Source organism: Brasilonema sp. UFV-L1, from assembly GCF_012912105.1.
GTDB lineage: Bacteria > Cyanobacteriota > Cyanobacteriia > Cyanobacteriales > Nostocaceae > Brasilonema.
This window is the reverse complement of sequence record NZ_QMEA01000036.1, coordinates 1-25,418: the sequence shown is the minus strand read 5'-3', so window position 1 is coordinate 25,418 and position 25,418 is coordinate 1. Positions and strand designations below refer to the sequence as shown.

Annotated in this window: 20 protein-coding genes; 14 read left to right on the top strand and 6 right to left on the bottom strand. The window is 42.2% G+C overall.

Annotation, left to right across the window (positions count from 1 at the left end):
* Nucleotides 1-4: 4 nt before the first annotated feature.
* The gene (locus tag DP117_RS12785; protein WP_169218682.1) at nucleotides 5-1,486 is read right to left on the bottom strand and encodes a DUF3084 domain-containing protein; all 1,482 of its coding nucleotides are present in this window, start codon (nucleotides 1,484-1,486) and stop codon (nucleotides 5-7) included.
* A 662-nt stretch (nucleotides 1,487-2,148) separates the two neighbouring features.
* Nucleotides 2,149-2,820 (bottom strand): global nitrogen regulator NtcA, encoded by a 672-nt coding sequence (ntcA, locus tag DP117_RS12780; RefSeq protein ID WP_169218681.1) that lies wholly within the window; start codon nucleotides 2,818-2,820, stop codon nucleotides 2,149-2,151.
* A gap of 527 nt (nucleotides 2,821-3,347) precedes the next feature.
* Here ntcA and fabI point away from each other — a divergent pair.
* The 6 genes from fabI (at nucleotide 3,348) to DP117_RS12750 (ending at nucleotide 11,014) form a co-directional block, all read left to right on the top strand.
* Entirely contained in the window at nucleotides 3,348-4,124 is a 777-nt protein-coding gene (gene fabI, locus DP117_RS12775; RefSeq protein WP_169218680.1) for an enoyl-ACP reductase FabI, read from the top strand.
* Nucleotides 4,125-4,241: 117 nt separating this feature from the next.
* Nucleotides 4,242-4,910, top strand: coding sequence for an imidazoleglycerol-phosphate dehydratase HisB (gene hisB, locus DP117_RS12770; protein ID WP_211176075.1), 669 nt, complete (start codon nucleotides 4,242-4,244; stop codon nucleotides 4,908-4,910).
* Complete coding sequence (locus DP117_RS12765) at nucleotides 4,907-5,536, top strand: type I restriction endonuclease (protein WP_169218679.1); 630 nt, start codon at nucleotides 4,907-4,909, stop codon at nucleotides 5,534-5,536. The genes hisB and DP117_RS12765 overlap by 4 nt, the downstream gene beginning before the upstream one ends.
* 367 nt (nucleotides 5,537-5,903) lie before the next feature.
* Nucleotides 5,904-6,887 (top strand): ABC transporter ATP-binding protein, encoded by a 984-nt coding sequence (locus tag DP117_RS12760; RefSeq protein WP_169218678.1) that lies wholly within the window; start codon nucleotides 5,904-5,906, stop codon nucleotides 6,885-6,887.
* Nucleotides 6,888-7,433: 546 nt separating this feature from the next.
* Nucleotides 7,434-9,014 (top strand): polysaccharide biosynthesis/export family protein, encoded by a 1,581-nt coding sequence (locus tag DP117_RS12755; RefSeq protein WP_169218677.1) that lies wholly within the window; start codon nucleotides 7,434-7,436, stop codon nucleotides 9,012-9,014.
* Between the two features lie 356 nt (nucleotides 9,015-9,370).
* Complete coding sequence (locus DP117_RS12750) at nucleotides 9,371-11,014, top strand: alpha/beta hydrolase (protein WP_169218700.1); 1,644 nt, start codon at nucleotides 9,371-9,373, stop codon at nucleotides 11,012-11,014.
* 82 nt (nucleotides 11,015-11,096) lie between these two features.
* On the opposite strand, the gene DP117_RS12745 is transcribed toward DP117_RS12750, so the two are convergent.
* On the bottom strand, nucleotides 11,097-11,384 hold the full coding sequence (locus DP117_RS12745; protein WP_169218676.1) for a DUF6679 family protein: 288 nt from the start codon (nucleotides 11,382-11,384) through the stop codon (nucleotides 11,097-11,099).
* 254 nt (nucleotides 11,385-11,638) lie between these two features.
* On the opposite strand from DP117_RS12745, the gene glgA reads away from it, so the two are divergent.
* Nucleotides 11,639-13,117 (top strand): glycogen synthase GlgA, encoded by a 1,479-nt coding sequence (gene glgA / locus DP117_RS12740; protein WP_169218675.1) that lies wholly within the window; start codon nucleotides 11,639-11,641, stop codon nucleotides 13,115-13,117.
* A 142-nt stretch (nucleotides 13,118-13,259) separates the two neighbouring features.
* Here glgA and DP117_RS12735 read toward each other — a convergent pair whose 3' ends face one another.
* Entirely contained in the window at nucleotides 13,260-14,612 is a 1,353-nt protein-coding gene (locus DP117_RS12735) for a pentapeptide repeat-containing protein (protein ID WP_169218674.1), read from the bottom strand.
* 333 nt (nucleotides 14,613-14,945) lie between these two features.
* Here DP117_RS12735 and DP117_RS12730 point away from each other — a divergent pair, with 333 nt between their 5' ends.
* Nucleotides 14,946-15,833, top strand: coding sequence for an NAD(P)-dependent oxidoreductase (locus DP117_RS12730; protein ID WP_169218673.1), 888 nt, complete (start codon nucleotides 14,946-14,948; stop codon nucleotides 15,831-15,833).
* 72 nt (nucleotides 15,834-15,905) lie between these two features.
* Nucleotides 15,906-16,535 carry a Uma2 family endonuclease gene (locus DP117_RS12725; RefSeq protein WP_169218672.1) on the top strand — a complete coding sequence of 210 codons (630 nt, stop codon included), beginning with the start codon at nucleotides 15,906-15,908 and terminating at the stop codon, nucleotides 16,533-16,535.
* Here DP117_RS12725 and DP117_RS12720 read toward each other — a convergent pair.
* On the bottom strand, nucleotides 16,532-17,068 hold the full coding sequence (locus DP117_RS12720; protein ID WP_169218671.1) for a GNAT family N-acetyltransferase: 537 nt from the start codon (nucleotides 17,066-17,068) through the stop codon (nucleotides 16,532-16,534). The genes DP117_RS12725 and DP117_RS12720 overlap by 4 nt on opposite strands.
* Nucleotides 17,069-17,473: 405 nt before the next feature.
* On the opposite strand from DP117_RS12720, the gene DP117_RS12715 reads away from it, so the two are divergent.
* The 4 genes from DP117_RS12715 (at nucleotide 17,474) to DP117_RS12700 (ending at nucleotide 21,698) form a co-directional block, all read left to right on the top strand.
* On the top strand, nucleotides 17,474-18,904 hold the full coding sequence (locus DP117_RS12715) for a form I ribulose bisphosphate carboxylase large subunit (RefSeq protein ID WP_169218670.1): 1,431 nt from the start codon (nucleotides 17,474-17,476) through the stop codon (nucleotides 18,902-18,904).
* A 95-nt stretch (nucleotides 18,905-18,999) separates the two neighbouring features.
* The gene (locus DP117_RS12710; protein ID WP_169218669.1) at nucleotides 19,000-19,398 is read left to right on the top strand and encodes a chaperonin family protein RbcX; all 399 of its coding nucleotides are present in this window, start codon (nucleotides 19,000-19,002) and stop codon (nucleotides 19,396-19,398) included.
* 78 nt (nucleotides 19,399-19,476) lie between these two features.
* Nucleotides 19,477-19,812 carry a ribulose bisphosphate carboxylase small subunit gene (locus tag DP117_RS12705; protein WP_048870441.1) on the top strand — a complete coding sequence of 112 codons (336 nt, stop codon included), beginning with the start codon at nucleotides 19,477-19,479 and terminating at the stop codon, nucleotides 19,810-19,812.
* A 386-nt stretch (nucleotides 19,813-20,198) separates the two neighbouring features.
* On the top strand, nucleotides 20,199-21,698 hold the full coding sequence (locus tag DP117_RS12700; protein WP_169218668.1) for a site-2 protease family protein: 1,500 nt from the start codon (nucleotides 20,199-20,201) through the stop codon (nucleotides 21,696-21,698).
* A gap of 124 nt (nucleotides 21,699-21,822) precedes the next feature.
* Here DP117_RS12700 and DP117_RS12695 read toward each other — a convergent pair whose 3' ends face one another.
* Nucleotides 21,823-23,508 (bottom strand): hypothetical protein, encoded by a 1,686-nt coding sequence (locus DP117_RS12695; protein WP_169218667.1) that lies wholly within the window; start codon nucleotides 23,506-23,508, stop codon nucleotides 21,823-21,825.
* Between the two features lie 415 nt (nucleotides 23,509-23,923).
* Here DP117_RS12695 and DP117_RS12690 point away from each other — a divergent pair, with 415 nt between their 5' ends.
* Nucleotides 23,924-25,177 (top strand): glycoside hydrolase family 10 protein, encoded by a 1,254-nt coding sequence (locus DP117_RS12690; protein ID WP_248277641.1) that lies wholly within the window; start codon nucleotides 23,924-23,926, stop codon nucleotides 25,175-25,177.
* Nucleotides 25,178-25,418: the final 241 nt, after the last annotated feature.

Below are 25,418 nucleotides of genomic sequence, written 5' to 3'. Positions count from 1 at the left end.
TTTTTCAAGTGCTAAAAATAATTTGTCCGTTCTGGATTGCCACAAGTTTTACTTTCAGCGGTCCAGCTGTGTATGTATCCTCTACAGCAATAACTTTAATATCTATTGGCTGGTTGTACTGTTTCACCTGGGCGATAAACCGAATAAAAGTCCCATCTATTTGAATAGTTTCTAAAATACCAGCATTACGAGCTCGAAACTGCGAAGCTGAAATCAACTGTTCCAGTCGCTGCCCCAGTTGATAAGATGTCATTGTTCTGGGATCTGCGGGCGTTGTTGCTATAGTTTCTCCTCGGCTAAAAACAACTTCATTGCGCGTTGCATCAGCAAAAAATGCAATCTGCTTCTCTCCCCTGACGTAATTGCCAGCAGAAAAAATTCGCACTACGTATTCTCGACCATCATTTATCTGCTTGCTTAATTGCTCAACCTGCTCATTTGTCACTTGCAGGACCTGTAGATTCTTTGAATTCGTGCCTGGTTCAGTTAATTCAATGCTAGCGTTTCGGTCAGCTTCCTGCAAAAGTTGAATGATTAACTGACGCGCTGCAACAGGTTGTTGAACATGAACTACGGCTGCTGCAAGAACTTGACCGCGAGCTAATGCCAGTTTACCCACGCGGAGATCACGATAGGACTTTTCCAGCCTTGTCACTTCCTGTTCCAAATAATCTTGTTGTGTTTCTAATTCTTTGAGGCGAGATTCCCGTTGAGCAATCACTTGTTCTCGCCCTGCAATTTCTAGATTTCGCTTTTGAATGAGTTGATCTAGTTGGCCAATTTTTTGATCCCTCTGTTTAATGGCTTGCTGTCGATTGGCGAGTTCGCGATCGCGTTTCTCAATGGCTGTTTTGGCTTGCAAAATCGCTTTTTTTGCTTCTTGATACAGTCGTTGACGTTCTGCTTTTCTTTGTTCAATTTCCACCAATAGCTTTTTTTTCTCGTCGTCAACACTTTGAAGTTCTGCTATGGCTTGTTTATATTGAGTGACTGCTTGACTGAGCTGACTTTGGGTGTTTTGAAGTCGAGCTTGAGTCTGAGCTTGTTGGCTAATGGTACGATTCAATTGAACTTGAGTTGCCTGTTGTTTAGCATTTGCTTCCCGCAAGGACTGATTTGTTTGTTGCAAGCGTTCTTCTTGAGCCTTTTGTTCTTTTCGAGCTTGTTCTAATTCTCCTTTAGTGTCTTCGAGTTGCTTGGCTGTTGTGCTGAGCTGTTCGCGCTTGCGCCTGAGGTCTTTTTGAATCTTCTCTAACTCGAACACTCCTGTGCGTAATCCGTCGTCAGCAGCGAATAAAATTCCTAGGGTTGATGCCGAGACCAAAGTACCTGTCAGAATAGTTATCAGTACCGCCGTGTTTTTGGGACGCAGGTTGAACAAAGAGAGACGAGCCTTGCCAACCCGCGTGCCAATGCGATCGCCCACGGTGGCAATGAAGCCTCCCAAAATTAAAATTGCTGCTACTAGGATATACCCGGTGATCATCTTCAGCTACCGACGAAATCCTTCCAGATACAGCCTACTACTTCCAATCATTATCTGTGGAAAATTAGTGATGAGCAAGCAGTCTTTATTCCTCATTTCAAAAGAACTCGAATGCCTTGAGTTATCTGTAGACGCACAGCAGTTTTCGGTTGCAGTGCGCTGTCTGTGTGTTACCTTGTCTACGCTTCGGGTGAGCAGCGGCTGAACTATGCCCTGGACTTGTGCTCAGCGTATGCCTAACGACTGCTTTGTGGATACAGACTGCTGTGGACAGAGCTTACAGTCTGGTGAGTGTTGTTTTCCTGCGCCCTCTAGCTCAAGCATACACTTTGCAAGAGGGACATTTGTCATGCTTCCTACGGAGGAGCAATGCTTGTGGCGCAGGTTCCTTCTTAGCAGAGCGTCAAGGTTGACTTAAGGGGTAAATTTTTAATAATTTTTCCTTGTCCACGCCAGACACTTGCGCTATTGCCAGCTTTCCTTGTCAGCCAAGTCGTCCTACCTAAACTCGTCAATTCAAAGTTAACAGAGTGCTACGAGTCTTGAAGTCTCCGAGTCTGCAAAGTGCCGTTCTGTTGAGCGGACTAGCATTTGTGGAGTTGTTTTTTCGGGCTTTTTTCTGCCTAATCAGAACTCGTTACTCATTAGCTAGTACACTTTGTTTAGGTAAATTGCCGACTTAAAGTCACAGGCTTATGAACAGTAATCTTTTTCTTGTGTATTGAAATCATTCTTTTCTCGCGCAAATCACCCAGTAACCTGGTGACAGTTACGCGAGTCGAACCAATTGCTTCAGCGATCGCTTGATGAGATAGCTTCAGATCAATTGTGATTCCATCCGCACAAGGAACGCCAAAATCACGACAGAGAATTAACAAAAAACTCACCAATCTAGAACCCATATCTCTGTGAGCGAGTGTTTCTATCATCATCTCTGTCTGCAAAATCCGCGAAGACAGTCCTCGCAGCATTAGCATAGACAGTTCTGGGTTTTCTTTGAGCGCTTGCTCCACCTGTTCAATTGGTGCTGAGAGCAATTCTACAGATGTGAAAGCAACCGCATGGTAAAACCTATCTGACTTGTTTCCTGTCAGCAAGGACAAGACGCCGAAAACACTATTTTCCCGCAGCAGTGCTACGGTTATTTCTTCTCCGGCTTCATACACCCTGGAGAGTTTAACGGCACCTTTTAATAGAAAATACACTCGTTCGGCAGGATCGCCAGGGAAAAAGATTGTTTTACTGCGTTCAAACGTTTCTACAACCGGCGGAAACGCTCCAGTCGCCATCTGACGAAAAACATTTGCTAGGGCTTTATCTTGTGTCACGAGCATTTACCTTCCCCTACCCAATGCCGGAAAAACTAAAATTGATTTCCTAAGAATACACCTGAAAAATCAAGAACACATTGTTAACCTTTTTGTACTTTCCTATACTTAACCTCTTTTGCTCATCTTCATTTGTTCATCATGATACATAATTTTTACTGTTTAGATCTAGTCCTTTTTAACAGTTAATTACAAAAGTTTTTTCCAAACTTTTCTTAAGTAAAAAAAATAGACACAGTAATCCTGTTGAAGGTGTAAAATAGTTGCGAGTATGTGATATATGGTAGATAGGAAAGAAATTCCATTGACTACCTAATACCGACTATCTACTACTGACTATCTACCACCTACTGTCTGCTAAGAAATCGTTTTCATATACTACGTTTTGAGCATAAATGAACAAAAATTAAGGAGAATTTTTTGGTATCAAAAGCTGACGGAATAATCCTGTTTGCAAATAGTATTTAAAACAAAGACAAATCGGTGTCAGATTCTAGTATGCTCAAGCAGGAGTGTTCACATTAAGAATTTATATGCTAGATTTGACCGGAAGAAATGCCTTGGTAACTGGAATTGCAAACAACCGCTCAATCGCCTGGGGGATTGCCCAACAACTGAACGCAGCAGGAGCTAACCTAGGTATTACCTATTTGCCAGATGAAAAAGGCAAAATGGAGAAAAAAGTCGCAGAACTGGTAGAACCTCTAAACCCCAGCTTGTTTCTTCCTTGTAATGTCCAAAACGACGAAGAGGTTAAGTCTACCTTCAATACGATTCGCGATCAGTGGGGCAAATTAGATATTCTCATCCATTGCCTTGCCTATGCCAATAAAGAAGACCTGAGTGGAGATTTTAGTCAAACCTCCCGTTCTGGCTTCAATCTGGCTTTAGAGGTCAGTACTTACTCCCTAGCGCTACTCGCTGGATATGCTAAACCTTTGATGACACAAGGAGGAAGTATCGTCACTCTTACCTATCTAGGAGGTATGCGGGCAATTCCCAACTATAATGTGATGGGAGTTGCTAAAGCAGGGCTAGAAGCAAGTGTGCGATATTTAGCTGCTGAAATGGGTCCACAAAATATCAGAGTGAATGCCATCTCTGCTGGTCCCATTCGGACTTTAGCCTCTAGTGCGGTAGGAGGTATTTTGGATATGATTCACCATGTGGAGCAAATTGCTCCTCTACGACGCACTGTCACTCAGCTAGAAGTGGGCAATGCCGCAGCTTTTTTGTGTAGTGAGTTGGCAAGTGGAATAACAGGACAAGTCCTGTATGTGGATGCAGGATATGAAATCATGGGTATGTAACGTTTACATTGCTATTTGCTAATAAATAAGTGCTATTTGTGTATTTACCATTAGCGATTGACTATTAGCAAATGGCTCTGACCCATTATTCCATACTAAGCATAAGCCAGGTTGTGTATGCAAATCAGCGATTCCTCCAGCAAAGACTCTATTCTACGCCAAATTATCCCTTCACAGAACGAACAACAAAACTGTGACTCTCGTATTGCCACAATTAGCCGCACGACAAGCGAAACGGATGTGTCTGTCAAAATCAACTTGGATGGTACAGGAGTTTGCAATGCAGCAACTGGCATTCCCTTTTTGGATCATATGCTGCATCAAATTTCCTCGCACGGGCTTATCGATCTGGAGGTTAAGGCGACAGGAGATTTGCATATTGACGATCACCACACCAACGAAGATGTTGGTATTACCCTAGGTCAAGCTATTAGCAAGGCACTTGGCGATAAAAAAGGTATTGTCCGCTTTGGGCATTTCGTTGCGCCTCTTGATGAAGCACTCATTCAAGTCGCGTTGGATTTTTCTGGACGCCCTCACCTAAGCTACGGTTTGCAAATTCCTACCCAGCGAGTCGGAACTTATGACACCCAATTAGTGCGCGAATTCTTCGTAGCTTTGGTGAACCATACCCAAATGACGCTTCATATCCGCCAATTAGATGGTATAAATTCCCATCACATAATTGAAGCAACATTCAAGGCGTTTGCCAGAGCAACGCGGATGGCAGTGGAAATTGATAAGCGTCGTGCTGGTACAATTCCTAGTTCTAAAGGAATGTTATGATTCAAACCATTCAAGCGAAAGATATCAGTCTAGAAGAACTCCAAGAACATTTCGGACTTCAACTGACAACAAATCCGAAATTTTTCCCCGAATGGCAAGAAAACTTACCTGTTCTCACAGATGAGGAAAAACGAGCTTTAGACCGAGTGAAAAGTAACTATTTCAACTTGTTTAACGGTCGTTATCTCCTAGAAGAAGTCGTAAAAATGGTTGTGCTATCTCCTCTATTAGATTTCGCAGGATTTTATCAACCACCTTTTGCTATTAAAACTGAAAGTTCTATCGAAATAACTGCTGAAGATGAAGGAGTTATTGTTAGAGGAAATATTGATGTCTTAGTTATCCAGCAACAACTTTGGGTATTGGTAATTGAATCCAAAAGTACTAAATTCGATGTCATGGAGGCGCTACCCCAAGCTTTAGCCTATATGCTGGATAATCCTAGGAGCAACAAAGCTACATTTGGTTTTCTGGTGAATGGTCGAGAATTTGTGTTCGTTAAACTCACACGAGAAAATAAACCTTTGTATAGCCGTTCCTATGCTTTATCAATGGAAAGAGAAAATGAATTAGAGCAAGTTTTGAGTGTTCTTAAGCGTATTGGTCAGTTCATGTCTCATCCCTAAAGAGATGGGGTAGAGAGCGTAAGCGCAAGCGCACGCTAGGCGAATGCGTAGCGCCCCTGAAGGGTAAGCGCGAGTATTGGGGAGATGGGAGGAATTAAGCTTTTTAAGAGACAATCCAAAATATGCAAATTAAATGTGGAACAGCTTACTAGTTCTAGAGTCATTATTGTCGCCAAAACCGTATTGACCCCATTTTGACCAACTGGCGCGTACTCAAAAAATCAGGAAATGATACTCACAACTGCAAAGCAAACTGGAATTGTTTACTTATCTATTGAGAACACATTGGTCATAATGGTGTTATTATTATCAGTCAACTGGATCATTCGTTCTCACCTCTTATTTTCTCTGTTGCATTAAGCACAACATGATGTCTGTCGCAGACGCCTCTGACTCTCAACTCGATACCACAGGTATTCCGCCAGTTGTCTTAACTTCTGAGTTGCAAAAAGTCTATCGCACAGGCTTTTTTTTAAATTCAAAAATCGTCTCCCTCAAAAGCTGTTCTTTAAAAGTTTATAAGGGAGAAACTTTTGGATTACTCGGACCAAATGGTGCTGGAAAAACAACGTTGTTAAAATTATTGCTGGGAATTATTCGTCCAACCTCAGGGCGGGGATTGATTTTAGGTAGACCATTGGGCGATCGCAGTGTGAAAGAACGCATCGGCTACCTCAGCGAAAATCCCTATTTTTATGATCACCTCACTGGTTGGGAATTTTTGCAACTGTGTGCTGGGTTATTTCAACTTCCTAAAAAGGTACAACGTCAACGCATTCCTCAACTCTTGGAATTGGTGGGGTTATCGCAAGCTGATGCACGCAAAAAGCTGCTTCGTTGTTATTCTAAAGGAATGCTACAACGTATCGGTATGGCACAGGCACTCATTAACGACCCAGAATTGGTGTTTCTTGATGAACCAATGTCAGGTCTGGATCCTGTGGGACGTCGCCAAATGCGGGAAATGATCCTAGCGCTGAAAGCCGCAGGTCAAACGATTTTTTTCAACAGCCATATTCTGAGTGAGGTTGAGCAAATTTGCGATCGCGTCGCTATTCTTGCTCAAGGAGAATTAATTTCCTCAGGTCCGCTTGATGAACTATTAGGAACAACTCACGCGTATCATATCAAAGGTTATGGGGGAGAGTGGGAAGTTCTAAAAAAATGGGTTCCCAATCTAGAGTATCAATCTGATGGTTCTTGGCAAGGTGAAGTCCAAGGCGATGTTTATGATTTTCTTGCCAGTTTTCGTCTCATGGGGGGAAAACTTATTGCAATGAATTTATCTCGTCCCTCTTTGGAAGATTTTTTTGTAGGACAGATCCAAAAACACAATCAGTCGCAACAGTGACGTACTCCCACACTGTTAAATTTCATGTTTGACAACTCAACTCTAATTTTGTCTATCAACTCTGTCTGTGTATCCTTAGTATTGCATTTCATAAATTTGTATCGCAATACCGGGCTTGTAGCTGCGCTCGCGCTCATCAGCGCAACGCCTGAACTATAAGACGACGAACTTGTGCAATGTTGTACTTAGCGTCTTTACAGTATGCAAAGGCGCTCAGCATGAGCATTCGTCAAATGAGGTCTGTTTTGGGCAATCAGGGAGTATACGTGTTATTTGATTGTGAAAAATATTTTTGTTTTTACTCTTGTACAAACAGAAAACTCATCAGATAAAATGTAATCATAACCACAATATATTGAAAATTAAATATGATAAACTCTCTATCTTTAAATGAACTTCATTAAAAATTCAAATTCAATCAATAATTGTGCCCCTAAAAAATAAGATTTTTGAAGAAAATAAAAGTGTTAGGGAACTTGAATAAAAGACAATAGTCAAGCTTAAAATGTTTAGACAGTACTCTATAAATAGTAGCTTCAGGTAAATATGCATAAAACAAAGTTAAGGTTTATTAGCCAACCATTTGGAGGCGTGCTACTGTTAACTGCTGTTAATATCGTTTTTCCGCTGACTGGCTTAGCTCAGAATCCAGCCAAACAAACAACACAAATAAATACAAATACTTCTAGACAACCTTTATCAGCACCGTCACAGATAAATACAAAGTATACACAAAGACAAGGCGTACCTACAAGAAAAATAAATATAGACTATACACAAAAACAAAGCGTACCAGCACAACCACAGGTAGATGTAAACTATACTTTGGGAGGTGGCGATCGCATCAGAGTCAGCGTATTTGAAGTTCCCGAATATTCAGGAGAGTATCAAGTTCCTCCGGGTGGAGGGTTGAACTTGCCTTTGATTGGCAATGTATCTGTGCTAGGACTCACAACAGAACAAGCAGCTGACTTAATTACTCAGAGGTATAAGCGCTATCTCAAACAACCCATCATTACAATTAATCTTTTAGCACCTCGTCCGATTAACATTTTCGTTGCTGGAGATGTGACACGTCCAGGTGCTTATACTCTCAGCTTACAAGGAAGCGGAGGAAATGATCCTGGTGTGCAATTCCCAACTGTACTATCGGCGTTGACAACAGCTCAGGGAACGAGACAAAGTGCGGATTTGACAAGAGTGGAATTACGACGTAAGCAAGGACGCGGTTCAGAGCAAGTACTCGTCATCGATTTGAAGGAGCTGTTACGAACAGGTAAATTACCACAAGATATTACCTTGCGAGATGGAGATACTATCTATGTGCCTATGGCAAACGCTGTAACCTTGGCAGATGCACGAAATGCATCTGCTGCAAGCTTTGCAGCAGATCCCACCACTCCTCGTACAGTAGTAGTGATTGGTGAAGTTCTCCGTCAGGGAACCTATCTGATCACCCAAGGTACTGCAGAAGGAGGAAACGCAAACAACACAACTGGTGCGCCAAGTATAACTGGGTTACCAACTCTGACGCGAGCACTACAGCTAGCTGGAGGAATTACGCCAGAAGCTGATGTTCGTAATATCACAATACGCCGACCCACGAGAACAGGCGGTGAACAATTAATCAAAGCTGACCTGTGGAAACTACTGAATAGTGGTGACATCAATCAGGACGTGATTTTGCAAGACGGAGATACGATTTCCTTTCCAAGAGCCACAGAAGTCAGCCGAGCAGAAGCGACTCAATTAGCAACTACGACTTTGGCTCCTTCACGGATTCAAGTCAATGTCGTCGGTGAAGTGAAAACTCCAGGGATAAAAGAAGTTCAGCCGAATAGTACGTTAAACCAAGCACTGCTTTCAGCAGGTGGGTTTAATGATGGGAGAGCCAGCAGGGGTAGAGTTGATTTAGTTCGTCTTAATCCGGATGGTTCTGTCACCAAGCGCAATGTAAAAGTCGATTTGGCAGCAGGAATTAACGAGCAAACAAATCCTATACTTCGCAACAATGATGTTGTGGTAGTCTACCGTTCTGGCATAGCCAAGACGAGTGATACTATTAGTACAATCATAAATCCTTTCAGTGCTGTTTTAGGTGTTTTCAGAGCTCTATTCGGATACTAAAAAAATCCCAAACTGGGGAGGTTTGTCAAGAATCAATGAACAATGAACAATTATCAGTAAACAGTGAACAGTGACCAGTGACCAGTGACCAGTGACTAGTGAACAGTAAACAAAGAACAAAAAATCTGCTTGACAACTGACAACTGACAACTGACAACTGACAACTGATACTGCGCTTCCTTGATAACTGATAACTGATCACTGATCACTGATCACTGATAATTGACAATTGATAATTGATAATTGATTGTTCAATCCTCCCTGTTTCCAGACTTGCAGGAAACTGCATTTCAACTCACAAAGTCATAAATTATGGGCTACTGATAACTCATGATATGAAATGACTAATGACAATGATGCAGTTTCAACTTGGCAAACATTGGCGTAAGGCATCCTGGACACAAAAATTACTATTTCCTTTGATGCTTGCTTTGGGATGGGGTGCGGGAATGCCTTCTACAATGGCCGCCCAAACAGTTACTATTCGCCTAGGTCCATTTCAGCAGTCAGTCGCACTTGTAGACTTAGAGAAGTTTGCCAAAACTGGGAGATTACCAGAAGGGTTAGAAATTCTCTCACCAGTCCTGACTTCACAAGTGCGAGAATTACTCACCAAGCGATTAGAAATCAATCCTGCTGTTGCAGACAGATTTATTGATAACTTGGTGCGATCGCCTGCAGGGAGACAGTTCATATCATCCTTGGGCGGAGTCATACCAGGTAGTACAGCAGAAAGTATCAAAGCAACCCTAAATTTTGCACTGCGACAAGCAAACGGTTTTAACGCATTGAGTTTCTTGCGAGCTTACCCAGGAGAGAATATTACAGTAGACGCGACAAAAGCTGTCGGTTTGGCGGTCGAATTTAATCCAAATAATTTACAGAGTCAAGCTTTTGGTTTGTTACTGGAACGAGAGTTGTCTGCTGAAAGTAGCATACCTTTCAAAGCAGCATTTGATCCAGCTGCGTTGGGAAATCAAGCAGTACAAGAGCAGACAATTGTCCTGAATGACCGACAGCGCAACCGTATAATTCCTGTAGATATTTATTCGAGTCAGGGAAACACTCTTAACCCACTCGTTGTCCTCTCTCACGGTTTTGGAGCAAACCGACGATTTTTGAGCTATTTAGCGCGTCATTTAGCTTCTCATGGCATAACTGTTGCTGCGGTTGAACATCCTGGAAGCAACGTTGATGCTGTCAGTAAAGCTTCAGATACACAGAACTTGGCAAAGCTACTCAGCGCTACAGAATTTATTGATCGACCAAAAGATATTAGCTTTGTGCTCGATGAATTGGCAAAACTAAATACTCAACTTGGTCAGCTTCAGGGTAAATTAAACACTGAAAAAGTCACTGTCATCGGTCACTCGTTGGGAGGTTACACTGCTTTAGCTTTGGTTGGAGCAGAAATAAACTTGGAACAGTTACGTCAATTTTGTAAAGATTCTTTAAATATCGGCGAAGCGCCTGGTGATTGGTTACAGTGTTCGGCGACTTCTTTACGAGAGCGAAAACTGAAAGTAAAAGATGAGCGAGTTAGAAGTGCGATCGCTCTTAACCCCCTAGTTGGTAAACTTTTTGGCAAAAAAGGTCTAACACAAGTCACAAAACCAGTTTTAGTCTTAAGCGGAACAGAAGACGCCCTGACTCCAGCGCTGAAACATCAAATAGAACCTTTTACCCAACTTGGAGGTGAGAAGTATCTGCTGACTGCTATTGGTGGAACTCACTTGAGTATTAGCGATCCAATACATCCAGAAAGTGCAGCGACGACTATAGTCAAAGAACGGCGAGGTGAAGAAACTAAATCTCTTCGTCAATTAACCAAAGGTGTGAGCTTAGCATTTATTAAGCAATTAACACCAGAAGCCAAAATTTACCAACCTTTTCTCACACCAGCGTACGCACAATCTCTCTCTACACCTGAATTACCATTGCGTCTTACTTCTGAGTTACCAGCAAGTATTAAACAGTGGCTTACACCTGTCGAGAGGTAGTGCAAGTTGGAAACAAGTTTGGCTAAGAGCGTTTATTGAGCCAAGAATCCCACGACTTCAAGCCGTGGGAGTGTCAAAAACCTTATTTTTCTTCTTGTTCAAGCAGCTTGGAAAGTCTACTTTTCATCTCTTGGACTTGTTTATCACCCTTTGGTAGTGTTAATAAACGAACTTCAATCTCTGCAATGTTGTCAATCCGAGTAGTCTTCTCCCAAATCCTTTTTTCTACCTCAGATTCATGTTCGTAACGAAATGTTACGGTGTCACAACTCACATCTAAAATTTCCACGTTCTTTAACCAGCCGTTACTACTTTTGACAAAGAGCCAGACATTCGACTGACCAATGAGTTCTCTAAGTTTACTCTCCATGCAAGTTTGATTTAATTTTGAACTGCTTTAATATGCTTAACAATATTTGTAAACCTAACTTAAGATATATTTTTGCATGATTTTTTGATTTTGAAAAGCTGCTTGTCAAAATAATTTGGCAGCAAATGATACAAATCACGTTATGATGAAGAATTTGTACCTAATGACTGGGTAAGTGACTTGCCAATAGATACATCTTTTCTGTCATGATGAAAGGGATAATAAAAGTAAATTTTTGTTAAGCGAGGGTAGAGATGTACATCGTACAAATTGCCTCAGAATGTGCTCCAGTTATCAAAGCCGGAGGCTTAGGCGATGTCGTTTACGGACTCAGTAGGGAACTTGAAAACCGGGGACATTGCGTCGAACTCATTCTGCCGAAGTACGATTGCATGCGTTATGACCACATTTGGGGACTCCATGACGCCTTCATGAACTTGTGGGTGCCCTGGTATGGCGGTGCAATTCACTGTTCAGTCTATTGTGGCTGGGTACACGGACGGTTGTGTTTCTTTATTGAACCTCACTCTGGGGATAATTTCTTCAATCGGGGCTGCTATTATGGTTGCAACGATGACAATATGCGCTTTGCGTTCTTCAGCAAAGCTGCTTTGGAATTTCTGCTCCAGAGTAACAAACGACCTGATGTTATCCATTGTCATGACTGGCAGACGGGCTTAGTTCCGGTCATGCTGTATGAAATGTACAAATATCATGGGATGGAGTACCAACGGGTTTGCTACACCATTCACAACTTCAAACATCAGGGATTTGCTGGAGTCGATACTCTTTGGGCAACAGGTTTAAACCGAGAGTCGTATTACTTCCAGTCTGATAAGCTGCAGGACAACTTTAATCCTTTTGCCCTGAACTTTATGAAAGGGGGCATTACTTACTCCAATGCTGTAACGACAGTTTCACCACATCATGCTTGGGAAGCTCGTTACACTGATATTGGTTACGGATTGGGTCATACTTTGCACCTACACCAAGATAAATTCACTGGTGTTCTCAATGGCATTGATTGTGATTTTTGGAATCCTAAAATAGACCGATACATTCCCTCTCACTACACCAAAGACAATTTTGAAGAAAAAGCTAAGAATAAAAAAGCTTTACGAGAGCGGCTGTTATTGCAGGATGTTGATAAGCCAATTATTGCCTACATTGGTCGTTTAGATGAACAAAAAGGTGTTCATCTTGTCCATCATACAATTTATTACGCCCTCCAGAATGCAGCACAATTTGTGCTATTGGGTTCAGCAACAGAGTCAGGGATTAATAATCATTTCCGTCATGAGAAAAACTTTTTGAACAGTAATCCTGATGTTCATTTAGAACTTGGCTTTAACGAAGAATTATCCCACCTTATTTATGCGGGGGCAGATATGATTATTGTCCCTAGTAATTATGAACCGTGTGGACTGACTCAAATGATTGGCTTGAAGTACGGTACTGTGCCAATTGTTAGAGGAGTTGGTGGGCTAGTTAATACCGTGTTTGATAAAGACTACGACCAAACCAAACCTCCAGAAGAACGCAATGGATATGTGTTCTACCAGTCAGATTATCATGCTCTTGAATCTGCGTTAGAACGTGCTTTGAAGTTGTGGTATAACAATCCAGAAGAGTTTCGCAAACTTGCCATTCAAGGTATGGAGTATGATTATTCTTGGAATAATCCAGGAGCAGAATATGTGGAGATTTACGACCATATCCGACACAAATGGTAGTCACATAGTTTGCTAATGCCAAGAATAATATCAACTTAAGCTCAAAGGCAAGAATGTGATCGCCAGGGATGAAAAATCCCTGGCTCATGGTAATAATGTTTTTTCATCAATACAGTTGACAAATGATAAAGTAAATGCACCGTCATCTAGCCAACTTATTCGGAATTCTTTCACAACCACCGGGGATAGTACCTCTAGTTTTTTCACCTCCCCAAGCGCAACAATAGTAACGCATAGACTCAGACATTCGCTGAGCATCACTAAAATCGGCATTTTCTACAACAGCGCCTGTGTGTTCGCCAGTTTGATAATTTGGCGGTTGAGTACGGCTGCGAGGCGAGGCGGTTTCAGCCGAACCATAGAATAAGCGGGTTCCGTTCAAATCAGCACAGTCAAGTTTTGCTTCATATAAGATAGTTCGGGAGAAGTTGGCTTTTACCAAGTCACAGCTAGTGAGGTTAGCGCGGACAAGATTTGCTTCCGAAAGATCAGTCCAACGCAAATCAGTACCAGCAAGATCTGCTCCTGCAAGCATGACACCTAAATCAATGACACGTAAACCCGCCTCTCGATCTTCTGCATAACCACCATTACCATCAAGAATAGCTCGACCAAGGTGGCGATCGCGCTTTAGAGGTGTCAGCAATCTAGAACGTGAGAGAAAGCGGAGAATTTTCGCTTTACCACTTCCATCAACGCTACTCAAAATTGCTGCTGTGCGTCCTTCAGCAATCATCCTCTCTTGAGGCCAATCTTCTAATAATCCTTCTTCATCCAATACTAAATCAGAAATGCCTTGGAAATAAGAATCAATTGTCTGTTGCTGGGTAATGATATTTTGCTGAACAGTCAGCATATTTTGCTGAATAGTCAAGTCTTTGGAAATGATATACTGTCGCCAAGCAACATAGACGGCTATGATGGCGATCAGAATTTGTCCTAAAGCGCCAAACCATTCTGCGAGTGTTCCAGAAGCTTCCCAGTTGATTTGGCGTCCAACAGCTAAGATGCGATCGCCTAAACCGCTAAACTTCACAAAGCCAATGACACTTGCTACGAGTCCTAAAAAAGCAATAAACAGCGATCGTTCTTGAGCTGAAAACCACTGTTGTATTGCATTTATGACTGCGGGTAACAACACCGCTAAGGAGATGAGCCAAGCTAGCAGTGTTCCCAACATACCAATGAACCAGTTATTTATAGCAATTCCGATAAAGGTGATGGCGATCGCCGCTAAAATTAGCAACAATGCCCTAGGTTTTACTGCTACAGGTTGAGTACGCCCTTGGAAGGTGAAACGCGCTTGTTGAAGGGCTGCTGTATTTCGCGGAGATTGCAGGGCTGAAATTGCAGAAAGGGCTTGTTGAGTTGTGAGTTCATCTGGTATTGGGCAATTTTCACCTACATCCTCGAAATCATCTGGTTGTAAGTTGTCTTCAGGAACAGGTTCTTGTTTATAAGACTTGGATGAGTTGGAGTTGGATTCAATCGGCATGATTATATTGTGACACCAGCACGCTTGCTGTTCAACAGCTGCTTTATAGTATCTGCCACAGGGTGGGGTTAAGCAACAGCCGCAGGTAACAACACAAAGCGATCGCTTTGTTCACCGAACCTCAATATAGCTGAGGATTGGGCTTACTTGAGACTAAGTGTAACTACCGCATATTGTTGCGCCATCCGCACTAAACAAGCCTCAGCCAAAGACATACGGACAGACGGGCGACCATATCGCATCGTTTCTGAGTATTCCAGTTTGCTCTCAAATACACACAATGCCGTGATATTTTTAACATAGCTTATTTGCGTTAGAGTATACATTTCAAATATGAAAAAACTATTGATTACTGGTGCTAGTGGTTTTCTAGGATATCATCTTTGCCAGATTGCAAAACAAGAATGGGAAGTTTCTGGAACTTACTTTTCTCATTCTTTGGAAATTCCAGACATCAAAATGCTGAAAGTTGATTTGACTGATTTTCAAAAACTAAAACAAATATTTAGTGATTTTCAACCAGCAGCAGTTATTCACACTGCAGCACTATCTCAACCAAACTTTTGTCAAACTCATCCAGAGGAATCATATGCAATCAATGTCACAGCATCTTCTAATATTGCTGGGCTTTGTGCAGATTATTCTATTCCTTGTGCTTTTACATCAACAGACTTAGTTTTTGATGGTTTCAATGCTCCTTATCGCGAAACCGATCCTGTCTGTCCTATTAATATTTATGGTGAGCAAAAAGTCATGGCTGAGCAAGGTATGCTGGAGCGTTATCCCAAAACTGCTGTTTGCCGTATGCCATTAATCTTTGGGATGGAAACACCGACAGCTACAAGCTTTATACAATCGTTTATTCAAACTCTTCAACAAGGAAAACAGTTAAATTTATTCACAGATGAATTCCGGACACCAGTCAGCGGAAAAACTGCAGCGCCAGGACTATTATTAGCATTAGAAAAAGTCAGCGGACTCATTCACCTAGGGGGAAAACAAAGAATTTCACGCTATGATTTTGGTCGTTTATTAGTAGAGATTTTTCAACTTCCGGACAATGGATTAAAAGCCAGCAGACAACAAGATGTAAAGATGGCAGCACCTAGACCATCTGATGTTTCTTTAGATAGTTCCAAGGCTTTTTCTTTAGGCTATCAACCTGTCTCCTTGGAAGAAGCATTACAAGACTTATACAAAGACTTTGATAGTAAAATTTGAGTGTAGAGTGTGCTAACGCAGTGTAACGCACCAATACCAATTTTTTTTAGTAGGTAACAGGAGGTCATTTGAATGACAACCAGCACCAACCGGGCTGATCGGGTGATACTTTACAACATCAGTTGGCAACAGTTTGAAAATCTCCTCCACGACTTGGGAGAGCAACGAGCGGCACGTATTGCTTATAATAATGGGACGTTAGAAATTATGACTCCTTTGCCTGAACACGAATATTATAAAGTCACTATTGGTATCGCAATAGATGACATTGCTGAGGAATTGAATCTGGAATACGAATGTCTGGGTTCAACTACTTGGAGGAGAGAAAGCCGGATGGCAGGGGTTGAACCTGATAACTGCTTTTACTTCCAAAATGTGGATGCAATTCGAGGTAGGCTGGATTTGGATTTGACTCAAGATCCACCACCTGATTTAGCACTGGAAATAGATCTCACAAGTAAGTCCTTAAATCGCTTTCCGATATATGCCCGTTTGGGAGTACCAGAACTATGGTGTTATGACTCAGGTGAACTGAAGATTTATCACTTACAAGATGGTGAATATATCGAAGCACAAAAAAGTTTAGTGTTTCCTAATTTAGCAATTCGTGAACTGCCGAAAGTGATTGAGCAAAATCGTGCTGCTGGAAGGCTAGCAATTCGACGAGCAGTGAGAGAATGGGCAAGGAAACAAAGAAGCTAAAGATTCTGCATTGTTGCGAACCAATCTTCTCGATGAATGCCGTAGATAACCGCCTCACTTCCAAACATTTGTGTCTTTCCTTCCAGTTTTTCCCCTAATCTCTCGGCCACTCTTATTGAAGCAGCATTCTGCGGACGAATCAAACTAATCACGTGGGATTGCTGTAACTCACCAAAAGCATAATCCATTGCTGTCGTTGCTGCTTCTGTTGCAAAACCGTGTCCCCAATAAGTTCGCCGCAACGTCCAACCAATTTCAAATCCAGGCCAACCTTCAGGTTTCCAGCAGCCTATCCGCCCAATCATTTCACCGCTAGAACGTTCCTCAACAGCCCAGATACCATATCCCCGTAGTTGCCAATGACCAAGCATCATTGCCATATTTCGCCAAGACTCCCAACGGGATAAAGGTTTCCCTTCACCAATGTAGCGCATAACTTCGGGGTCGCTACACATCTCGGTGTAAGCATCAAGGTCTTCCTCACGAAATCCTCGTAGGATAAGACGTTGGGTTTCAAGTTGAGGAATTTGCATAGGCTTGTTTGCTCTTACACCCTACACTTCTAATGGAACAGAATACTATGATGTGACAACCATTTTGTAAAGTATTCTTAACAAAATGTTTAAATTTTTATTTAATAACAAATTTAAATATAAAAGTTAAAAATATTCAAAGAATAACTTATTACATTCTTGATATATTGTGAAACAAGCTACAGATTATGTGATGTGCAACGTTGCTCTTTCACAAAACATATCTTGGGGTTTCTGTCAAGAATAATTGCAGTGAAACTACAATTCTCCGCAATGAGCAACCCCGAACACAAAATGTTTCCTATTCTATCCCCCGATGACAGGGGATAGGTGTGAGGTGAAAGAAGACGTACGTAACGTGATTTGTTTTAAGTAGTAAAAGAGTGACTTCTTGGAAGGGTAAACATGTCTTACGCGCAAACGAAGACTCAGACGAAATCAGGCTATCAAGCTGGGGTAAAAGATTACAGGCTAACTTATTACACACCGGATTACACACCTAAAGATACAGATATTCTGGCGGCTTTCCGGGTTACACCTCAGCCCGGAGTTCCCTATGAAGAAGCAGGTGCGGCTGTGGCGGCTGAGTCTTCCACTGGTACTTGGACGACAGTATGGACAGACTTGCTCACCGACCTAGATCGCTACAAAGGTCGTTGTTACGACATCGAACCAGTTCCCGGTGAAGATAATCAATTTATTGCCTACATTGCTTATCCTTTGGATCTGTTTGAAGAAGGCTCTGTTACCAACATGTTGACCTCTATCGTAGGAAACGTGTTTGGTTTCAAAGCCCTGAAAGCACTGCGTCTGGAAGATTTGCGGATTCCTGTTGCTTACCTCAAGACATTCCAAGGACCTCCACATGGTATCCAGGTTGAGCGTGACAAACTGAACAAGTACGGTCGTCCTCTGTTGGGTTGTACGATTAAGCCCAAGTTGGGTCTGTCTGCTAAGAACTATGGACGCGCTGTCTATGAGTGCTTGCGCGGTGGTTTGGACTTCACCAAAGACGACGAAAACATCAACTCTGCACCATTCCAACGGTGGCGCGATCGCTTCTTGTTTGTGGCAGATGCTATCCACAAATCACAAGCAGAAACAGGTGAAATCAAAGGTCACTACTTGAACGTGACCGCTCCTACCTGTGAAGAAATGCTGAAGCGGGCACAGTTCGCTAAAGAACTCAACATGCCTATCATCATGCATGACTACCTAACAGCAGGCTTCACCGCTAACACCACATTGGCTCGCTGGTGTCGTGACAACGGTCTGTTGCTGCACATCCACCGCGCGATGCACGCCGTTATCGACCGTCAAAAGAACCACGGTATCCACTTCCGCGTTTTGGCTAAAACCCTGCGGATGTCTGGTGGTGACCACATCCACACCGGAACCGTCGTCGGTAAATTGGAAGGTGAGCGCGGTATCACAATGGGCTTTGTTGATCTACTGCGTGAAAACTACGTTGAGCAAGACAGATCTCGCGGTATCTACTTCACCCAAGACTGGGCTTCTATGCCAGGTGTAATGGCTGTAGCTTCCGGTGGTATCCACATTTGGCATATGCCAGCATTGGTAGAAATCTTCGGTGATGACTCCGTGCTGCAATTTGGTGGTGGTACACTTGGTCACCCCTGGGGTAACGCTCCTGGTGCTACCGCTAACCGCGTCGCTCTAGAAGCTTGTATCCAAGCTCGTAACGAAGGTCGCAACTTGGCTCGTGAAGGTAACGACATTATCCGCGAAGCTGCTAAGTGGTCTCCTGAACTGGCTGCTGCTTGCGAACTGTGGAAGGAAATTAAGTTCGAGTTTGAAGCAGTCGATACCGTCTGATGCAAGAGTGAAAAGTTAAAAAGTAAAAGAAAATAATTTTTTTCTTTTGACTTTTGACTTTTGACTTTTTACTTATTCTAGGGCTGGGGTCAAGCATGGATATCAAGCAAATTGCGAAAGACACAGCCAAGACGCTGCAAAGTTACCTGACTTATCAGGCACTGAGAACGGTGTTGGCTCAAATCAACGAAACAAATCCTCCCTTAGCACTGTGGCTACAACGCTTTTCCGCTGACAAAATTCAGGATGGAGAAGCATATATTAAGGAACTGTTTCAAGAAAAGCCCGACTTGGCTTTGCGGATCATGACTGTTAGAGAACACATAGCGGAACAAGTTACTGAATACTTACCCGAAATGGTTCGCACCGGCATTCAGCAAGCCAATATGAAACACCGTCGCCAGCATCTTGAGCGAATCACGCAAATAGATACATCAGTTCCCAGTCCTGAAGCAGAAACCCAACCAACATCAGATCCAAACAATGAACAGTGAACAGTAAACAGTGAACAGTTAACAACTGATAGCTGATAACTGATAACTCATATCAACCGCAACTCATTATCATTACTTATGCAAACCTTACCAAAAGAGCGTCGCTACGAAACCCTTTCCTATTTGCCTCCCCTCTCTGATGCTCAGATTGCGAAGCAAATTCAGTACATTCTCAATCAAGGTTACATTCCGGCTATTGAGTTTAACGAGAATTCGGAGCCGACAGTATATTACTGGACTCTGTGGAAACTGCCTCTGTTTGGTGCTAAATCTACTCAAGAAGTACTAAACGAAGTTCAAGCTTGCCGTTCTCAGTACGGCAATAACTTTATCCGCGTGGTGGGTTTTGACAACATCAAGCAATGCCAAGTTCTTAGCTTTATTGTTCACAAGCCCAATAGCAGCAGATACTAAAGCTCATAAGTTGGAATTAGTTGTCAGACAACTGTAAATCATTTATTTATCCCCTAATCATAGAGGTAGAGTTATCTACCTCTGTTTTTTTACTATTTAGGACTTACGCACCATCTGCTAGAAACCCGCTTTCTTCGTTCGTATTTGGTTGCAAAACAGACGATTTTTGATAGAAACCGGGTTTGTTTTCGTAAGTCCTGCTATTGAATAAGCCAAGTCAGAAGTCACCAAGTAAGAATCGATGCTCTCTACACATCAGGTGTGTATTTGATTCAAACAAGAATCGCTATAATTCTGTGACAACCTCGTTATAAATTATTAATATCCATGAACCACTGATTTACTCAAGCTTGGTTTGAGAAGCGAAAGTTTAAAAAGGTTAAAAGATGTTAACTTCTTCAGAAACGCCTATTGTTGCCACTCTTGTGCTGGTCGTTTTCGGAATTTTAGGTTGGGGCTTTTATCGCGCCAGACCTTATGGCAAGCTGGGAATCTTAGCCTGGTTACAGTCGGTGGTATTGATGACTCCTTGGTTGCTGTTTTTTGGTTTGTTTGCAGCAGGGATTTACATCAATATAGTAGGAATTTTGTTCTTGTTGGTGGCATCCGCTGGGGTGTACATTTTTTTAGGAAGACAGTTGCGAGCAGCTGGACAGGATGCCATACTCAGGCAACGGGCAACTCAAAGGATTGAAGCTGAGGCTTCCGAAAAAGCGAGTCCTACAAAAAATTCCAATCTTCCTGAAGGAACTGAACAGTTAAAACTTGAAGTCATACCGATTCCTGAAGAAGACTTGAACATCATTAAAGGTATTTTCGGCATTGATACCTTTTTTACCACAGAAACTATTGCCTACCAAGAAGGAGCAATCTTTAAAGGAAATCTCAGAGGAGAACCAGAAGCAGTTCACAACCGTCTCACTGAGAGTTTACAAGAACGTCTAGGTGATAAATATCGTCTGTTTTTAGTTGAAAATACAGATGAGCGACCAGTCTTCATAGTGCTTCCGAGTCGCAATGATCCGCGTCCGATGACATTACCGCAGAAAGTTTTTGCTGTAGTCTTGCTGGTGGGAACAATTGCTACAAGCTTAGAAACTGGGGGGTTACTGCTGAATTTTGATTTCTTTAACAACCCAGAACGCTTCCAAGAAGTTATTCCGATTGCTGCTGGGATTTTAACTGTTTTGATAGTTCATGAAATCGGTCATTGGTTACTCGCCCGCCGTCATCAGATTCGCCTCAGTTTGCCTTACTTTCTTCCCGCTGTACAAATTGGTTCTTTCGGTGCGATTACCCGTTTTGAATCATTATTACCTAACCGCAAGGTACTATTCGATATTTCTTTAGCAGGACCAGCGGCTGGGGGAATTGTATCCTTATTAATGTTGGTGGCTGGATTGCTTCTTTCTCACAAAGGGAGTCTGTTTCAATTGCCAAATCAGTTTTTCTCTGGTTCTATCCTGGTAGGAACTTTGGCACGGGTTATACTCGGTTCTGCTTTACAGTCACCTTTGGTGGATATACATCCACTTGTCATCATTGGTTGGTTGGGGTTAGTCGTGACTGCTTTAAACTTGATGCCAGCAGGTCAACTGGATGGTGGTCGTATTGTCCAAGCGATTTATGGACGAAAAACTGCAGGACGAGCAACAGTAGCTACTTTAATTGTACTGGCGTTAGTGTCTCTCGGTACTCCTTTAGCAATGTACTGGGCAATTGTGATTTTGTTTTTACAACGAGATTTAGAACGTCCCAGCTTAAATGAAATTAGCGAACCCGATGATGCACGCGCTGCTTTAGGTCTTTTGGCTTTGTTCTTGATGGTTGTGACTCTGCTTCCACTCACTCCTGGTTTAGCTGGGCGTTTGGGAATTGGTGGGTGATACGTTCAACCCCTTGCACTGAACAACCGGAGGTTGTTGGCGTTTAGAGGCGATTCGTCGCCTCCCGCCTTATATCCCCGCGCTAAGTGGAGTACCACTTAGCGCGGGGATATAAGGCGACAAGTTAAGAGCTACTGCTTATCCGCTTCCAACTGTTGAGTATGAGCCGCAAATTTTCAGGTAAGCTATTTTGAGAAATATCGTTGTATTTAACAGTACCATTGCGGCTGGTAAGAGTATACGTGATGTAATCAGCAGCGCCTTGGGGTGCAGGATAACTCATATTATTGAATTCATCACTCTCCTGTTCCAGCAGTTGCTGAAATCTTTGCACTTGTTCGAGAGGAATGCGGCGATCGCTATGTTCAGAATCATTACTCACGCCCATCCGAACACGAATCAAGCGTCCATCGTCGAGCAAAATAGTTTCGTATGTTCTTCCAGCAAAACCACCACTGGAGATTTGCCGAAAAATGACGCCGCTATCTAAAGGTTGTGGTAACTCACTTCTAGGAATGGAAATTGGCGTGAGCAATCTATTATGATCAGCAATTGCGCTCGCTTTTTCATCAAGAATGACAGTACCTGATTCGCCAACACGATAAACTAAGCGTTGTTGTCCATCGCTCACACTCACCTTCCAACCTGGTACAATAACAGCTGCACATGAAGTCAGCGGATCTGCTATACCTAAACAGCTATCGGGCCATTCTCTTCGTTCTACTTGAGTGATTCGTAATTCCGAAATAGCTGTTCCTAAACGCTTAGAGGCTCGTACCAAAACTCTCTCAGCAATATCCTTGGGTAAGTTGACATTGGGTGTTTCACTATACTGCTTTGAAAGCTGAATTCGATAACCACGCTCATCACTCAGAAATACCCAACGTTCTAGTCCAGCACCTACTATAACTTGCCAACCAGAAACAGCAGAGTCACAAGGATAATTGGAAGTCTGATTTTCGCACCCATTCCATCGAGCCGGTTTAGATGCAACAACACTCAGCGACTTTTCAGGTAAACCCGACTCTTCGCTTGCCCGACGCAACACAGAATCTCTAACTCTTCCAGGTAACCTGCTTTCACTAAATTCGCTTTCTTTTCTATTAAACCTGATTTTGGAAGCTGTTGTATTGGTGTGATAAACCAATGTTTGATCATCTGCTTTGACAACAACTCGCCAACCGCTTTCTAAAGCTTCGGTACAGTTTTCACCTGATTTTGGTAAGTTCAAACAGCCGTTGCTCCAAGTCTTCTGTTGAGCTTGAATAATAGTTAGCCCAGATGTAGGCATATTCAAGCGTTGGTATGCAGCTTGCAAGACCGCACTCTCAATATAACTTGGAAAGTTTTGTGGCAGATTTTTTGTCAGAATATAGGGATTTGCCAAACGAATGGAATGCCCATTGTTATTAGTATGATAAATCCATGTCTGAGCACCATTCGAGAGGACAACTCGCCAACCAGGAATTAATGCTTGAGTGCAAAGTTCATCCGGATTAGGTAAATTCATGCATCCGTCACGCCAAGTCCGTTGACTATAGTCAATAATTTCTAGTTTTCTGTTGGAGATTTGTTCTCTGTTAGATAAATCTTGTAGTATTGCAGAAGTCACTGAACGCGGTAAGCTGTTTGTTTTTATGTTTTCTTTTAAAACTTGGCTAGCTGTTTCGGCAAAATAGTTTGCCGAAACAGCTGTAGCACTTTCTATCGCTGTTAAACTGCCACCAATAGACAAAATTCCAGATAAAACAAAAGCTGTGATAATTTGAGTTTGTTTAGTAGTACAATAATTCTTGAGAAGGTTGTTCATGATAATGTAATAAAGTTAGCCATACTAGAGGTAGTAAGTTCAACGTCTATATGTTAGTCAATAAACTAACAGTAAAGATAACCAACTCCCTGCAAAACAAAAGAATTGATTGTTCTTAATGATAAGAAGAATTTAGGATAATTAAAACGTCTTTATTTTGAAGCAGATGTCAAAAAAAACGCTACAATTATTATCTATTGTTCCCTAGTCTTTATCGTAAATTTAAGCTCTGTAAACATACTTCACCCAAATGAATCACCTGATTGGGTGATTTTGACATAAAAAAACTTAGAATATATGTTATTACTATCACTAAGTGATATGCAATGTACAGGCAAAAGAGCAACCTCTGCTCATTGCTCTGAGTCATTTTTGATAGTTTTCTTATGAACAATGAAACTTTTTTAACAAGTAGATGATGAAAAAATTGGTGAGATGGTGCAATAAACTTCTATCTGTAAAAGTTCTAGCAATTAAGAGACAGGCGTTTTTCGCACTTGTAGTCGCTTTAAGCATTGTAGGTACAGTGCTGCTCTCGTTTCCTTCATACGCTAAAAATACTCCTTTGCGATCGCCAATCTCTGAGTTACGAGGGGTGTGGCTAACTAATATAGACAGCGATGTGCTGTTTGAGCGTAATCGTCTCCAAGGTTCTTTGCAAAGCCTGAAAAATCTAAACTTTAACACTGTATATCCTACTGTTTGGAACTGGGGCTGGACACTGTACCCTAGCAAAGTTGCACAAAAAGTGACTGGGCGATCGCTTGACCCAGCCCCTGGACTACAAGGGCGAGATATACTCAAAGAAATCATCACAGTTGGGCATCAAAAAGGTTTAACAGTCATTCCCTGGTTCGAGTTTGGCTTTATGGCACCTGCTGACTCACAATTAGCCAAAAATCATCCGCAATGGCTCACCAGCCGTCGTGATGGTAGTAAAATTTGGAAAGAAGGTACCCATAACCGGGTTTGGCTGAATCCCTTTCACCCAGAAGTTCAACAATTTATACAAAATTTAATTGTTGAAATCGTTAAAAACTACGATATTGACGGTATTCAATTTGATGACCATTTTGGCTTGCCTTCTGAATTGGGATACGACGCATACACAGTAGCTTTATACAAAAAAGAACATCGTGGTCGAGCTCCTTCAACAAATCCTCAAAACCCAGAATGGCTACGCTGGAGAGCTAATAAAATAACTGACTACATGAAACGGGTATTCCAGACAATTAAAGCGACGAAAAAAAATTGTCTTGTCTCGGTATCACCTAATCCTCAACGCTTTTCCTATGAATCCTTCTTAGCAGACTGGCAAACATGGGAACGAAACGGATTTGTTGAAGAACTTATTATACAGTTATACCGAGATGACTTAAATGTCTTCGTCAAAGAACTAGAGTTTCCAGAAGTGAAAGCAGCACGGAGTCATATACCAGTAAGTATAGGAATTATGGCTGGATTAAAAGGCAAATCTATACCTATGCAACAAATACAGACACAAGTACAGAAAGTACGAGAACGCAACTTTGCGGGAGTCTCTTTCTTTTTTTACGAAACTCTTTGGAATATGACTGGTGAAACACCACAACAACGTCAATCTAGTTTCCAGAAAATTTTTCCAACGCCAGTTGCTTACCCAAATCTGCTAGCTGGTTGGAAACCTTGATCCCATCTTCCTCACCGTTACATAACATGGTACGTTATAGCAAAGCCGTAACGCACCCTACTTAAGATTTATATCGTTTCCGGTTGATGGAGAGCGTCAAGAAGATTTCGTCAGTTTCGGCAGGATATATTAAGTATTTGACGTGTCGGTCTTTCAAGGGGCTAGTTCAGACTGCTCCTCAAAACCAGTGAACTACCACACACTGCCCTAACGGGTCAGTGTGGGCTTCTCAAATCCCCGT